This window comes from Methylobacterium sp. HJ2 (assembly GCF_056431005.1).
In genome coordinates this window covers 111,927-126,660 of the sequence record NZ_JBWJYM010000010.1, presented here as the reverse complement: position 1 = coordinate 126,660, position 14,734 = coordinate 111,927, and the positions used below count along the sequence as shown (strand labels likewise).

10 protein-coding genes are annotated in these 14,734 nt (G+C 71.5%); 2 read left to right on the top strand and 8 right to left on the bottom strand.

Annotation, left to right across the window (positions count from 1 at the left end; translation table 11 throughout):
- Positions 1-151: 151 nt before the first annotated feature.
- Genes ACS5RC_RS21925 through ACS5RC_RS21915 form a run of 3 tightly spaced genes read right to left on the bottom strand, consistent with a single transcriptional unit; the run spans position 152 to position 2,703 of the window.
- Positions 152-682, bottom strand: coding sequence for a gamma carbonic anhydrase family protein (locus tag ACS5RC_RS21925; RefSeq protein WP_478346037.1), 531 nt, complete (start codon positions 680-682; stop codon positions 152-154).
- Between the two features lie 39 nt (positions 683-721).
- The gene (locus ACS5RC_RS21920) at positions 722-1,507 is read right to left on the bottom strand and encodes an enoyl-CoA hydratase (protein WP_478346036.1); all 786 of its coding nucleotides are present in this window, start codon (positions 1,505-1,507) and stop codon (positions 722-724) included.
- Positions 1,504-2,703, bottom strand: coding sequence for a CaiB/BaiF CoA transferase family protein (locus ACS5RC_RS21915; protein ID WP_478346135.1), 1,200 nt, complete (start codon positions 2,701-2,703; stop codon positions 1,504-1,506). Before ACS5RC_RS21915 ends, ACS5RC_RS21920 begins: the two co-directional genes overlap by 4 nt.
- A gap of 460 nt (positions 2,704-3,163) precedes the next feature.
- On the opposite strand from ACS5RC_RS21915, the gene ACS5RC_RS21910 reads away from it, so the two are divergent.
- Complete coding sequence (locus ACS5RC_RS21910) at positions 3,164-3,871, top strand: GntR family transcriptional regulator (protein WP_478346035.1); 708 nt, start codon at positions 3,164-3,166, stop codon at positions 3,869-3,871.
- 187 nt (positions 3,872-4,058) lie between these two features.
- Here the strand turns inward: ACS5RC_RS21910 and ACS5RC_RS21905 are convergent, their stop codons facing one another.
- From ACS5RC_RS21905 to ACS5RC_RS21895, 3 genes are all read right to left on the bottom strand, one after another.
- Complete coding sequence (locus ACS5RC_RS21905; RefSeq protein ID WP_478346034.1) at positions 4,059-4,859, bottom strand: pentapeptide repeat-containing protein; 801 nt, start codon at positions 4,857-4,859, stop codon at positions 4,059-4,061.
- Positions 4,859-5,749, bottom strand: a complete 891-nt coding sequence (locus ACS5RC_RS21900) for a Brp/Blh family beta-carotene 15,15'-dioxygenase (RefSeq protein WP_478346033.1) — start codon at positions 5,747-5,749, stop codon at positions 4,859-4,861. The genes ACS5RC_RS21905 and ACS5RC_RS21900 overlap by 1 nt, the downstream gene beginning before the upstream one ends.
- A 95-nt stretch (positions 5,750-5,844) precedes the next feature.
- Entirely contained in the window at positions 5,845-6,597 is a 753-nt protein-coding gene (locus ACS5RC_RS21895) for a bacteriorhodopsin (protein WP_478346032.1), read from the bottom strand.
- 539 nt (positions 6,598-7,136) lie between these two features.
- On the opposite strand from ACS5RC_RS21895, the gene ACS5RC_RS21890 reads away from it, so the two are divergent.
- Entirely contained in the window at positions 7,137-7,967 is an 831-nt protein-coding gene (locus ACS5RC_RS21890; RefSeq protein ID WP_478346031.1) for a hypothetical protein, read from the top strand.
- Positions 7,968-8,004: 37 nt separating this feature from the next.
- Here the strand turns inward: ACS5RC_RS21890 and ACS5RC_RS21885 are convergent, their stop codons facing one another.
- Positions 8,005-9,972: a caspase family protein gene (locus ACS5RC_RS21885; RefSeq protein ID WP_478346030.1), complete on the bottom strand. Its 1,968-nt coding sequence runs from the start codon at positions 9,970-9,972 to the stop codon at positions 8,005-8,007.
- Positions 9,973-9,979: 7 nt separating this feature from the next.
- Positions 9,980-14,695, bottom strand: coding sequence for a beta strand repeat-containing protein (locus ACS5RC_RS21880; protein WP_478346029.1), 4,716 nt, complete (start codon positions 14,693-14,695; stop codon positions 9,980-9,982).
- Positions 14,696-14,734 lie beyond the last annotated feature (39 nt).

Below are 14,734 nucleotides of genomic sequence, written 5' to 3'. Positions count from 1 at the left end.
CGGGATCCCTGACGGGCCCGGCTCCGTTCGGTGCGGGGCGTCGCGCTGTGCCCTGCCGCCGCCTCGTCCCGGGCCGGCCCATCGACCCGGACTCTCTTCTCAAAGTTGCATTCGCCCGAAGGTGCGGCAACTTTTCATTGTGATCTCCCCCTCATGTCCGGGGGACGAGGCCGGCGGCGAAGCGCCGGGCATTGGCGACGTAGTGATCGGCGAGGCGGCGCAGGTCCTGCGCGGAGGCTTCGTCCAGATTGCGCACGCATCTGCCCGGCACGCCGACGATCAGGCTCCCGTCCGGGAACTCGGCGCCCTCCTTCACCAGCGTGTTGGCGCCGACCACGCAATTGCGGCCGAGCCGCGCCCCGTTCAGCACGGTGGCGCCCATGCCGATCAGGCTGTTCTCGCCGATGGTGCAGCCGTGCACGATCGCCCCGTGGCCGACCGTGACGCCCGCCCCGAGCGTCAGCGGGAAGCCCGGATCGGAATGCAGCACCGCCCCGTCCTGGATGTTGGTCCGCTCCCCGATCCGCATCGGCTCGTTGTCGCCGCGCAGGACGGCGCCGAACCAGACGCTCACCCCGGCGCCGAGCTCGACGCGGCCGACGACATGGGCCCCGGGCGCGATCCAGGCGCTGCCGTCCTCGGGCAGGATCGGTGCGTGGCCGTCGAGAGCGTAGAGCGTCATGGGAGCCTGTCCGTCGGGTGGGATGCCTGCGCGCGCCGGTCAGGAGCCCGACCACACGGCCGGGCGCTTCTGCGAGAAGGCGCGCACGCCCTCGGCGAAATCCCGGCTGCCGTAGCAAGCGCGGATTCCCGCCGTGCCGTCCGCCTCCGGATCGGTCGCGAGCGCGCGCAGCATCTCACGGGTGACGCGCAGGGTCACGGGCGCGTGCCCGAGGAGCCGCTCGCAGAGCCGCGCGACGGTCTCGTCCAGGGCGTCGGGCTCGGCGATTGCCGCGAGGTATCCGAGGGGCATCAGGCTCTCGGCCTCGGGCATCTCGGCGAGCAGCAGCATCCGCTTCACGGTGCTGAGCCCGAGCGTCGCGGTGAGGCGGCGGAGATTAGCCGGCGACAGGCAATTGCCGAGGGTGCGCGCGATCGGCACGCCGAAGCGCGCGCCCGGCGTGGCGACGCGCAGATCGCAGGCATTGGCGAGCGCGAGCCCGCCGCCCACCGCGAGGCCCTCCACCACCGCGATGGTGGGCACCCGCACCGCCTCGAGCGCCGCGACGTAGCCCTCGATCCGCGCCTCGTAGGCGACGCCGTCCGCGCCCGAGAAGCCCGCGAACTGCTCGATGTCGGTGCCGGCCACGAAGGCCTTGCCTCCTGCCCCGCGCAGGACCGCGACCCGGATCGCCGGATCGGCTTCGATCCGGGCGAGCCCCTCGGCCAAGTCCGCGTACATCCGCCAGGTCATGGCGTTGCGCGCGCTCGGCCGGTCGATTGTCAGGTGCGCGACGCCGCCATCCTGGCGGTAGCGGACCGCCCCCTCGCTGCCCGCGCCGCTCACGGGGCGAAGGCTCCGCCCGCGCGGGCCGTCTCCACCGCGTCCTCGGAGAGGCCGAGTTCCCGCAGCAGCGCGTCGGTGTGCTCGCCGAGCAGCGGCGCGTGCATACGGGTCCGGGCCGGGGTGCCGGAGAGCTTCACCGGGAAGCCGATATTGGGCACGCTGCCCTCGATCGGGTGCGGCACCTCGATCCGCATCTGGCGGTGGCGCCCGTGCTCGCTCTCGAAGGCCTCCGGATAGGTGTTCATCCGGCCGGCCGGGATGCCGGCCGCGAGGAGGTGGGCGACCCAGTCCTCCGCATTCCGCGCGGCGAAGCTCGCCTCGAGCTCCGCGATCAGGCTCTCGCGGTTGGCGAGCCGCGCCGGGATGTCCGCGAAGCGCGGGTCCTCGACGAGATCCGCCCGGTCGAGCACGGCGCAGAGCTGGCGCCAGAGCTTCTGGTTCGTCGCCCCCATCACGAAGTAGCCGTCCGCGGCGCGCACCGCCTGGTAGGGCGCGCTCATCCGGTTCGCGGTCCCGAGGGGCTCGGGCGGCCGGCCGGTGCCCCAGTATTCGGAGATGTCCCAGATCGAAAAGGCCAGCGCCGAATCGAACAGGGAGGCATCGATGGCCTGGCCCTCGCCGCTCGCCTGCCGGCCGATCACGGCGCTGAGGATGCCGTAGACGGCAAAGAGCGCGCAGCCGATATCGGCCACCGGCACGCCGGCCTTGACGGGCGGGCCGCCCGGATGGCCGGTGACGCTCATCACGCCGGACATGGCCTGCGCCATCAGGTCGTAGCCCGGGCGCATCGCCCAGGGGCCCGACTGCCCGAACCCTGAGATGCTGGCGTAGATCAGGCGCGGGTTGCGCGCGCGCAGCGCCTCGTAGCCGAGGCCGAGGCGCGTCATCACGCCGGGACGGTAATTCTCGACCAGGATATCGGCCCCGTCGACGAAACGCAGGAACAGCGCGCGCCCGGCCTCGCTCTTGAGGTTGAGGGCGAGGCTGCGCTTGTTCCGGTTCATGTTCAGGAAGCCCATGCTGTCGGGCCCCTTCATCTTGAACCCCATCGCGCCCCGGGTCTGGTCGCCCGTGCCCGGCGGCTCGATCTTGATCACGTCGGCACCGAGATCGGCGAGCAGCATGCTGCAGACCGGCCCGGCCATCACCTGCGTCACGTCGAGGACGCGCAGGCCCGCGAGCGGCAGCGGGCGCAGCGGCGCGTCTGCTGCGGGTTCCGTGCTCTCCGATCGGGCGGCGCCGGGCGCGGGATCCTCCGTCACGATCACCTCCTCCGGAACGGTCGGGTTCGGGACGGCGCGCGACTGGCCCGCCGGTCGTCGGACCGACGGCTCGGCCCAGCCGCGCCGCGATCGCATTCTGCATGCATAAGACGCTGGCAAGGAGATGCAACAAATTTCCGGTCCGACGGCGAAGCAGAATCGTGGTGCCGGAGGCCGGCGTCCCGCCGACCGGCGCCGGGACCCTCACCCGTCGCCGGCGCGACGGCACCGCGGCGCGAGCCGCCGCTCCTTTCTCGCACGCCGAACGGAGGTGAATCGCGCCGGCACCGGGCGCGGATGCGCGCGAATCCGGTGCGGTGCTCGATCCCGCCGCTGTGATGACGGCGCGGGGCTGATAGGATCGCCGAGGATCGAGAGGCTCTGTATCGGACCGATGAACTCGCCCACGCCGCTCCTGCGCTTCAACCTGCACGACATGCTGGTCTCGGCCATCCGCGAGATGGTGGTCTCGGGCGAGCTGCCTCCGGGCGACAAGATCCCGGAACAGGATCTGTGCCGGCGCTTCGGCGTCTCGCGCACGCCCCTGCGCGAGGCCCTGAAGGTTCTGGCGGCGGAGGGGATGCTGCAGCTGCTGCCGCGGCGGGGCGCCATCGTGGCGCGGGTGAGCCCGGCGGAGATCGACGAGCTGTTCCCGGTGATGGGCGTGCTGGAGGCCCTGGCGGGCGAGCTGGTCTGCAAGGCGGCAACCGATGCGGAGATCGCCGGCCTCAGGGCGATCCACGACCGGATGATGCTGGCCTACGAGGCCGGAGACGAGCCGGAATACCTGCGCGCCAACCGCAGCTTCCACGAGACGCTCGTGGGGCTGGCCGGCAACGCCACGCTCCAGGCCACCTACACGCAGATCCTGATGCGGACGCGGGCCTTCCGCTTCGTGGCGCGCAAGAGCGCGGAGAACTGGCAGACGGCGATCGCCGATCACCGCCGCATCATGGCGGCGCTGGAGGCGCGCAAGGCGGCCCGCCTGTCGAGCCTGCTCCGGCGCCACGTCATGGGGGTGACCGTGAAGATCGCCCGCGATGCCCTCGTCGAGGCGGCGGAGGCGGATCTGCGCGAGACGCCCGCCCCCGTCGCCGGATGACGGCAGGCCGTTGGCCGGCTCGAACTATCGCGATCCCGGCCCCGGCGCTGCGTGTTCCGGCGCGGATCCAGGGTTCATGATCCGGTCCACCGACCCTTCGGGCGGTGGCTGAGACCCTTAGGAGGCCCTGCGAAGGTCCGCTTGCAGACCACTAACCCGGGCAAAGAATATGACCGATGGGACTGATTTAGTTCGCCGTTTGGGTGATCGCTCGGTCGACGTTCACCCGGGCCGACCAATTCTTGGCGCTGTCCTGGCCCTTGAGATCGATGAGCCGGGCGCCGCTGACATCGACGTTCATGAAGTCGGCCCCTGAGACGGTTGCGCCAGTTAGGTTCGCTCCCGACAGGTCGGAGCCCATAAGAACTACGTCGGTAAGGTCGGCGTCCTTCAGGTTGGCGTATTCCAGGCGGGAGCGCCCGAGGTTGGCCCCTTTCAGGTTTGCGCCTGATAGATTCACCGAAACGAATACGGCCCGCATCAGGCCCATGGACTGGTTCTTGATATCTGCGCCTCCCTTGAGAGCGACTAGCGTCGCTCCGCTCATGTTGGCGCCTTTGAAGTCGCCGATGGGCATGGAGCGGCTCAGGTCGGCGCCGCTGAGATTGGCGTCTCGAGCGGTGATGCCGAACATCTTGGCACCGACGAGCTTCGCACCGGAAAGGTCGGCCTTGATGAACCAAGCCTGCTCCAGGTTCGCCCCGGTCAGGTCGGCTCCGCGCAGGTTGGCCCTGTTCAGCCGAGCGGTACGCAGGTTCGCGCCTTTCAGGTTCAGGCCGGACAGGTCGAGACCGGCGAGTGCCTTATCGGAGAGGTCGATGGGCTGGCCATCCGCCTTGGCGATCAGGGCCTCGACATCGGCCCGAGTCATCTCGGCCTTGGTCATGGCAGCCGAGCCCATGTCCGCCCCGAGGAGCAAATCCTGTTCGGCAGCGGCCGGGCCGGCAATGAGAGCGGCCAGCATGAAGGTTGAGGCAAGGCGCCGCATCAGTTTACCCCCCTCAGGCGCCGTGCAGGGCTGCCGCTCGTATCGTATTCGCTGTGCCGGGCCGCCAGGCGGTCGAGAAGGACATGCGGCACCGTCAGAGCCGAGAGGCCCTGCAGGGTGAGCGTCAGAAGTGTGCCGGCTTTGTCGGGCGAGCCGGCGGCATAGAGCGGCCATAGGGCTGCACCAAGGAACAGCGTCAGCGCGAAGACCGGCAGGGCAGCAACGACGGCTTGTCCCATCGTATCGATGCCGGGAGCCCGAACCGGGTCTTGGATCAGGGCACGCATGTGGCGCGGGGCGTGGAGGCCGATGAAGTAGAGCGCGAAGGCCGTGAGCGGTGGCAGCAGCCGAAAGGCCGCCGTCAGGATCAGGACCTCGACCAGCACCTCCCGCCTGCGCAGGTGTCCAAGGAGCCAGACGGCCGCGAGGGCGAGCCAGAGCCAGGACATGGTCTCCCACCAGCCGGGGACATGCGGCATCGGCACCCGCGTCACGACGGCGAACACCCGCGCCGTCTCTTCGGGCCGCAGCAGGGCCGGCAGGGCGATCGGAGCGCCACCGCGCACCAGGACCTCGAAGGGGCGGCCCGGGCCAGCATCCTCCTCACCGAAATGCAGGATGGAGATGGCGAGGAAGCTTGCCAAGGTCGTCATGGGGACGACCTGCCAAGCAAGAAGCACCAGGGCCGAGAGCCCGAGATAGGGGACGGCGAAGATCCCGAACCAAGCCCGTCCGTAGCGGGTGCGCAGCAGAGGCGCTGCCACCGCTCCGTCCAGGGCGCCGTGCGGTACACCGAGTACGATCACCGCCCCCAGGGCCGCGAGCCAGGACGCCTCGCGCGGCAGGGCCGCGGAAGCGACCAGGGCCAGCGCCGCGAGAGCGCCCGCCACGGGCAGGAGCCTCGCTCCCGCCGAACCCGGACGTCGGCGGCTCGCAGTGTCGGATGCCCTGAGGGGTGGGACGGATGCGCGAGCCGCCATCCCGGTCAGGCCGCCCGGCGCAGCGGTGCGGTCGGGGCGCGCCCCTCGGTCAAGTCGCGGTCGACCGCGCGCGTAGTCTCACGGGTCGCCACGATGCCGTAGACCACCTTGGCGGTCAGGTCCGAGAGCGCGACGACGGCCAGGGCGGCCGCTGGCGACAGGATGCCAAGGCCGTCCTGACCGACGAGCAGCACGACGGGGTAGATGCACCAGACGACGGTGAGGAACACGGCATTGCGCCGAAAGGCGGACTGGACGTCGGCGCGCTCGACGGCGTTCTCCTCGCGCAACTGAATGAAGATCCCGTAGAACACGGCCAAGAACGCGCCGCAGGAGATGGCGAACCAGGTCCACTTGATCCAGGCGGCCGTCGACAGGCCGAAGGCGAGTGCGGTCACGATCATGATCAGGTCGGAGCCGATCAGACCCCAGACGATGGCCGGCCGACGCATCCCCGAATGCATCGCCGTCCGGGAGAGGCCGAGGAGCAGCAGAGGCGTGGTGAAGGTCCAGTCGATGTAGCGGGCGAAGTAGAACTGACGCGCGGCCTCGGCGGCGTCGGGACCGGCTGGAAGGATGATGCTGCCCTGTCCTGTCGCCATGGCGAAGTAGGAGCAGGCCGCGATGATCGGCACGATGCCGTGGATAATCGTATCTGCCTCCTCGGCGGGCGTCCGCCGTTTTCCCATGAACAAGATAGCTGCGGCGCCCGCCGCCATGCCGGCGAAGCCGAGCCAGAGCCAGAATTGAGGCGTCATCGATCACTCATCGGGACAGGGGGATTAAAAGCGCGCGTCAATCGTCCGTGCGCCCCCTGCCCAATCGGCCGGTCTGGCAATCGTTGCTGGGATTGAATTCACGCTTTAGTGATGTAGCCCTATCGACCTTATCGGCGCAGCTCTGGGCCGAAGCCCCACGCCTGAGCCTGAGGCCGACGGACCCAGCTGCGCTCATGTTCCGCGACGTAAGATCGTCCCACGAGAAGCATCAGAAAGGTTCGCTGACCAAAGAGGGCGAAAGCGGAACGTCCAGTATCAGACGCAGGGTCGAGGCCCGCTTTCCACCCCGAACCGACTTTGCCTGACAGCCGACGAACGGCCGCTGTGGAAGAGGCAGCCCTGACGGTCTGGGCGGCCGCGTTGGCTCGCACCGTCCCGTGCCGGCCGCGAAGCGGTTGCCGGTCCGGCGCGAGAAAGCCCGCGCCGCCAACGCTCTAGGCAAGAGCGCGGATCTTGGCGATGATGGGCGGTCACGGCTCCGACGGTTCGGCGTTGGTTCGAGCTGACGAGGTTGGCGCATGGATTGGAAGCGAGCCTCTGCCGTCACCGGCGCCGCATTGGGCTTCGTCGCGGTCGTCGCGCTCGGGGCCCTCGGGATCGTCAGCCTGTCGCCCGGCGAACAGCCTGTCCTGCCCGCGCAGCAGGGCCTGCTGATCGAGAGCACGCCGGTGTTGAAGCCGTTCGAATCGGATGCGAAGGCCCCCCTCCCCCCGGTCCGGGCGCGGCTGCAGACGGCCCACGCCGCACGGGACGGGGCGCGCGCCGACCTTCGCGAGCCCGCCGCCGGGCTCGCGCCGCCGCCGGTCCTTCCAGGCGAGGACGGGCCGGTCAATGGCGAGACCGGGCCGGGGCCGCAGGAGGCGCTCCCCAAGGCCGATTCCCGGCCCCGGCCCGCGCCCCGCGAGGCCCCTCGCTCCCGTGAGGCCGCGCTTCCTCGCGAGGGCCTTCCTGCCCGCGAGGACGCTCCGCTCCGGGCCGCGGCCCTGCCCAAGCCCGAGCCGAAGCCGCCCCAGCGGGTGCCGACCGTGCAGGCCGCTCTGCCGAGCGCCCAGCCCAACGGGCTGCTCACGCCGGGCGAGATCCGGCGCATGCGGCTGTCGCTGCGGCTGACGCGCGAGCAGGAGGTTTACTGGGCGCCTGTCGAGCAGGCGCTGCTGGAGATCAGCGCCCAGCAGAGCGCGATGGTCCGTGCGGGACAGGATCCGAAGGACGCCTTCGGCATCGGGGCGGGGATGCGGATGTACTCGGTCGCGCGCCCGCTGCTCGACCAGCTGCGCGAGGACCAGAAGGCCCAGGTCCGCGCCCGCGCCCGCGCCATGGGATTCGGCTCGATCGCCTCGTCATTGTGACCGGCCGGGCCTGAGACCCGGCTGGGCGCCGGCCGGCCTATTGCAGGGTCAACGCCCCGGTACGCCGCCATCGCTCCAGGGGCTGGCGCAGCTTCGGGCCGCCGCGCCCGTCGAGCGGGCCGCTGTAATAGCCGGCCCGCTGCAGCTTGCCCTGGAGCGCCCGCACGGTGTCCTGGGACCACGTGTTGGCGCGGTGGACGAGCTGCTCCATCACCTCGCCCGTATCCGAGGCGGCGCCGCGCAGCAGCATGTCCGCGGCGTCGGTCGGGTTCTTGGCGACGGTGCGGCCCTCGTCGAGCAGGACGGCGGCCGAGAGGAAGCCGCGCGGGTCGCCGAGTTCCGTCGCCCGCACGAAGTATTGCAGCGCGGGGCTGCCCTTGAACACGCCGCGCTCGGCCAGCACGCCGAGATTGTAGGTGGCGATCGCCGAACCGGCCTCGGAGGCGCGCTTCAGCAGAGCGATCGCGCGGTTGGTGTCGCGGGGAACCACGGTCCCCTCCATCAGGGCGACCGCGAGATTGATCGCCCCGTCCGGGCTGCCGCGTTCGGCCGCCCGTGCGTAGAGCTCGTAGGCCGTCTTCGGCGCCCGGGCCACGCCGTCCCCGCTCTCGAGGATGAGGCCGAGGCTCACCATGGCGCGCAGGTCGCCCCGGTCGGCGGCGAGCCGGTAGAGCGCGATCGCCTCCTCGCGCTGTCCGGTCGCCGCGAGCGCCCGCGCGAGGAGCGCCGCGTAATGGGGCATCTCCGGATTGGCGGCCCAGGCCGCCCGGCAGGCGGAGACGGCGGTCTCGCCGTTGCGCGCGAGCTCGTCCAGCGGGACGCCCGGCATGTTGGCGGTCGCGTCGCGTGGGTGGGTCGCGGTGCGGGCGCAGATGACCTCCTGCTTCAGCGCCCCCTCCTCCTGGGTGGGCAGACTCTGCAACAGCTCCTGGGCGGCGGGCACATGGCGGCCGTTCGGCCGGCGGTCGATGTAGAACTCGACGAGCGCCCGGATGCGCGAGCGCTGCGCGAGGTCCCACAGCCGGTCGTCCGAGATCGTGTCGAGGTCGGCGGTGCTGCGTGCCACGCTCGCGGTCTGGGTCTCGGCCGAGGCGACAGTGAGGATCTTCTGCGCCTCGCCGACATGGGCGCCCTCGGGATAGCGGCCCATGTAGACACGCAGCAGGCTCGGGTCGCGGCTGGTCGCCGCGAGCTGCCAGAGCTGGGTCTCCGGCGAGACGGCGAGCGGTGCGCCGGGCGCGAAGTAGAACTGCGTCGTCAGCGACGAGTTCTCCCACGGCACCTGATACCCGCCGGTGGCCGCGATGACGTCCTTGCGGACCTCGATCATCATCGTGTTGACGTCCTGGCCGCGGGCCGGAAGATGGCTCAGGAAGGCCTGCGCGAAGGGACTGTTGCGGCCGCCGCCGTCGAACGCGACGTTGTCGGGCTGGGTGGCGTAGGCGAACAGGAAGCCCGCCGCGCTGCCGAGGCGCGCGAGGCCGTCCTGGACCGCCTTGCCGCCGGCCTCGCCGGCGCTGCCGCGCAGGGGGTTGTTGCGGCAGGCATCGAGGAAGATCAGGCGGCTGCTGCGGCCGTTCTCCAGGCCGGTGGTAAGCTGCTGCAGGTCGATCGTCTGCCCGGCGACGTCCTCGGGCTTGGCGATCACGGCATCGATCGGAACGAGGTAGTTCTTCTGATCGACCTGGAACCCGTGCCCGGCATAGTAGAAGATCGCGGCATCCGCCTCCTTCGCCTCCGCCTGGAAGCGCTTTATGAGGTCGGTCATCTCGGCCCGCGACAGGTCGTGGCCCTTCAGCACCCGGTAGCCGAGCAGCTTCAGGGCCGTCGCGACATCGATCGCGTCGGTCGCCGGATTCTTGAGCGGCTTGAACGCCTTGTACGCGGCGTTGCCGATCACCAGCGCCACGCGGGTGTCGGCGGCCGCCTCCGGCGCGCGCGCCAGAACCAGGCAGGCGCCAACGATCAGGGCGCGCACCGCCCGGGCGAGGCCCGGACGGCGCACCGCTCGATCAGAGGCCGACCGCACGCGTGAGCCGGGTCTCGACCGTGCGAAGGGCGGAGGCGATCGCATTGCCTTGCCTCACCTGGATACGCGTCACCGCCGGCTCGTCCGCCCGCAGCAGCGAGATGGCCTTCCGCACCGCCACCACGGCGACCCGCACCGCCGCCCGGGCTTCCGCCACCGTGGTCGCCGCGCGGACCTGGCGGGCCGCCTGGCGGATCACCGCCGGGAGGCTGCGGAAGGCGGGCGGCAATTGCTGGAGCTGGATCTCCAGCGTATCGGCGAAGCTGTCGAGCGCGTTGCTGTAGCAGGTCGTGGTCCCGCGCAGACCGGTCTTGTTGCTTCTATCGCAGGCAGCGACTTTCGCTTCAAGAGAGTTCGCGGCGCGCTGGACCGAGGCCAGCGTGGTCTGCGCGCCCGCACGGGTCTGGCTTCCGCCGCCGTCCTGGCTGCCCTGGGCCGACCCGATCGTCGGGCCGCCGCCGCCGATGGTCAGCGTGTCGATCGCGTCGGGCAGCGCCAGCGCGGCCGTCGTGAAGTTCGGCAGGAAGGTCACGGTGTTGGGGTTGGTGGTCGTCGAGGTCGCGGCCGTCCGGGCCGTATCCACGGCGTTCGAGACGACCGCGAGCGTGCCGTCGACGTACCGGATGGTGTAGTTAGGCTGTTGATTGACCAGGTTCACGAGCCCGGTGCCCTGGGCATTGCTGGCGGTGATCGCGTAGGTGCCGACCGGCGCCGCGGCGGGCTGGCCGTCGCTCGCCAGGGCGACCCGCGTCACCCGATCGCCGTTCACGAGGCCGACGGGGGGAAGGAATTCCGTGCCCGCGAAGGTCAGCGTGTCGCCGAACGCCTTGGTCGCGTCCTGCGCCGTGATGGTCAGCGGCGCGGGCGTGACGGTGAGGGTGTTGGCGATGCCGGTCACCCGGTAGCTGACGTTGCCCGTGCTGACGAACGGGCCGGCGACCGGGCCGATCGGGTAGGCGTCGACCCCGCTCGCCGCGGTCGCATTGGTGGCGAGGAGGCTCGTCGCGGTCGGCCGGGTGGTCGAGGCGTCGAAGACGTAGGTGCCGGGGCCGCCGAAGACCGTGCCGGTGAGCGTCGGATTGGCCTGCCCGTAGACCCGGGTCGCCGGGTCGGCCGTGACGGAGACCACGCGCGAGACGCTGTAGAGCTCCGGGTAGAAGCCGGCGCTCGGGGGAGCCCAGGTCGTCTGGAAGTTCCAGCCCTGGCTCGTCGCCAGCGGCAGGAAGACCGACTGGCTCTGGAACTGGGCGGTGGTCAGGCCGGTCGCTCCGGTGAGGACGGGCGCGTTGCCGGCCGCCGCGGCTTGGCGGGTCGTCGTGGTGTCCCAGAAGGAGGCCGCCGTGGTGGCGGCCGGGCTCACCGGCGTCGCCGGCTGATTGAAGCCGAACAGGCCTCCGGACAGAGCGGTCGTGGCGGTCCCGGCCGTGACGGCACCCGCGGCGTAGCTCTCCTGCACGGCGCCGCTGTTGAGGCCGACGAGACCGCCGGTCAGGCTCGTCGTCGCCCCCGTGGCCGAGGTCGCCGACCCGCCGGCCACGGTGCCGGTCGCGTAGGTCCGGAGCAGGGTGCCGGCATTGGCGCCGATCAGGCCGCCCGTCGCCGTCTGTGCGGCGGAGGCGTCGCTGGCCTGCGCGACGCCGCCGGACACGGGACCCGACGCGAACGCCTCGGTGACGCTGCCGGCGTTGCGCCCGATCAGGCCCCCGGCGAGGACCGCGAACGGGATCGAGTTCCCGGCGGTCGAGTTCACGGTGGTCGCGCTGGCCGATCCGGTGGCGTAGGCCTGCGTGACGGTGCCGGTGTTCGTGCCGATCAGGCCGCCGACCTCGCTGCCGAAGGAGGCGGAGCCGGTCGCGAAGGACCGCGACACAGCGGCTCGGTTGAAGCCGACGAGGCCGCCGACCGAGCCGCTGAAGGCATAGAGGTCGGCCAGGACGCTGAAGCCGCCGCCGGTGACGGTGCCGGTCGCCGAGGATTGGACGACCTCGCCGGCGCTGCTGCTCGCGCCGATGACGTTCGTGCTGCCGATGAGGCCGCCGGTGGCGGCGGCGACGGTGCCGAGGTTGGAGCCGGTGCTGCCCGACGAGAAGGCCCCGCCGCCGTTGACGTCGCCGGTGGCGACGGACCGGGTGACCGAACTGCTCGTGCTGGTTCCGATGAGGCCGCCCGTGGTGGCGCCGGCGACGCTGGATCCACCGCCGTTCTGCGATGTGGCCGACCCGCCCGTCACGGTCCCGGACGCCGTGACGTCGGCGACCACCGACGCGACGATGGTGCCGATCAGGCCGCCGGTAGAGGTGCCGGTCGTCACCGTCGCCGTCTCGGACGTTCCGGCGATCGTGCTGGACCCGCCCGTCACCGCCCCGCTCGCCGCGGATTGCAGGATCGCGCCGCCATTGCTGACGCCGACGAGGCCGCCCGTCGTGGTCGTGGCGAGCCCGCTCGTCGCCGTCGCGTTGCCGCCGATCACGGTCGCCGACGAGGACGAGCGGGCGATGGTGCCGCCGATCTCGGGCGTGCCCGGAACGCCGTTCGCGCCCACCAGGCCGCCGGTATAGGTCGCCACGGCCGCGGCGGTGGCCCCGACATTCCCGCTCACGGTCCCGCTCACGGTGACGCCCGCGATGCTGGTGTTGACCGCCTCGCCGACGAGGCCGCCGACGAAACTCTGGCCGGTCCCGGTATAGGTGCTCTGGATGTTGACGTTGGTGAGGTTCAGGCTCTCGATGCTCGCTCCGATGGTGCGGCCGAAGAGGCCCACGAACGGGCTCGGCGACGCGATGGTCAGGCCGTTGATCGTGTGTCCGAGCCCGTTCAACGTGCCGGCGAAGTCGTAGGGCAGGCCGGCCGTGGTCGTGTTCAGGGGCGCCACGAAGGTCCTGCCGGTGACGTCGACATCCGTCGCCAGGGCGAAGCGGCCCGAGGCGGAGGCGGCGTCCGAGAGGATCCCGGCGAGCTGCAGCGCGCCGGTCAGGATCGTGTAGGCCTGGCCGTTGATGGCGAGCGTCCGGTCGGTCGGCCGCGTCACGGTTCCGGTGAACGAGGCGCTCGCGCCCGGGCCGAAGCTCAGCGCGCCGCCCGTGCCGCCCTGGTTGGTGTTCAGCACCAAGCCGCCGGCCCCGTTCACCGTGAGGTTCGCGTTGACCGCGATCGAGCGGAAGGCGCCGAGCGTCAGCGTGGTCGCCGAGCCGCCCGCTCCGGTGCCCCAGGTGAGGGGCGCCGCCACGGTGATGTCGCCGGCCTGGGTGCCGGGGCTGCCGGCCCCGCCGGTGGTCACGGTGACGTTCGCGGTCCGCAGCGCGTTCTGGAGCGTCGTCGCGTTGATGACCGAATCGTTGCCCGTGGCGGCAAATCCGGTCTGGTTCGCGTCGGCCCCGCCCGAGATCGTCACGTTGAAGGGATCGAGCAGCAGGGTGCCGAAGCTGCCCTTGTCGGCGGTCAGGATCGCGGTGCCCGAATAGGCGAGCTGCGCCTTGCCGGAGACCTCGGCCTGTCCGCCGTCGCCCCCCTGGCTGCCGCCGGTCGCGCTGATCCGGCCCGCGAAGGTGGTGCGCTGGTCCGACCACACCACCACGTCGCCGCCCTTGCCCGACGAGCCGGCATTGGCGCTGATCGTGGTCGCCGCATCCACCGTCGTCGTGCTCGACCGCTGCAGCGAGCCCTTGCCCTGGAGGTCGCCACCCACGCGAATGCGGCCACCCCCGGCCGTGCCATCGGCGAGCAGCGCCGCGCCCGTGAGACGGATGTCGTGGCCCGTCACCGTGATGTCGCCGCCGCGGACCGGCCGCGCGGCCGCCTGCCGCGTGGCCGAGCGGGATGTGCCGGTGCGGGCCGAGGCGTTGAGCCGGCCCGAGACCGTGACGGTCCCGCCCTCCCCGCCGCCGAGGACGATCGCGCCGTTGCGCCCGCTGACGCTGCGCGCCTCCACGAGCCCCGAGAGGTTGATGGCGTTGCGCGCCGCCTCGCGCGCGGTCGCCGCCTGCATCTCGACGCGCCCTCCCGCGGCGCTGATCCGTCCGCTGTGCCGGATCAGCGCGGCGTCCGACCCGTCCGTCTTCGAGGGGATCGCGACCTGCAGGAAGCCGTCGCCGGAGAGGTCGAGGGTCGCCTGCTCGCCCGCTCCCAGCCCGACCCGGCCCATCGGCACGCTGATGACGCCCGAATTCTCGACCCGGCCGCCGAGCAGCGCCGCGTAGCCGCCCTGCTGGATCGCGATCGTACCCGCGTTCGACACGGCGGCCGACTGGCCGTTGCCGCGGAAGGTGCGCCGTCCCGCGGCGAAGTCCTGGTCCGAGATGTCCAGTGTCGAGGCGACGAAGCCGCCCGCGTTCACGCTGCCGCTCGACGTGATGGCGATGCCGTTCGGGTTGACGAGGTAGACCTGACCGTTGGCGTTGATCTGGCCCGCGATGGTCGAGGTCGTCGCGCCGGTGACGCGGTTGAGCAGCGCCGAGGACGCGGAGGGCTGGCTGATGTCGACGCGGTTGCCCGCGCCCACGGAGAAGCTCTGCCAGTTGACGATCGCGGTCGGCGTCGTCTGCTGGATCGTCATCTGGGTGGCCGAGGGCGTCGCGATCCCGACGCCGCCATAGACCGCGTTGCCTCCGCGCGGCAGCTCGCCGGCGACCGCCATGGCCGGCAGCGTCAGGGCGGTGCCGGCCAGAAGCGCCTGGATCAGAGGTTTGCAGGTGCAGTTCATCGGGCGATCTCGGGCGAGGCGGTGTGGCGGCGAGGCCGG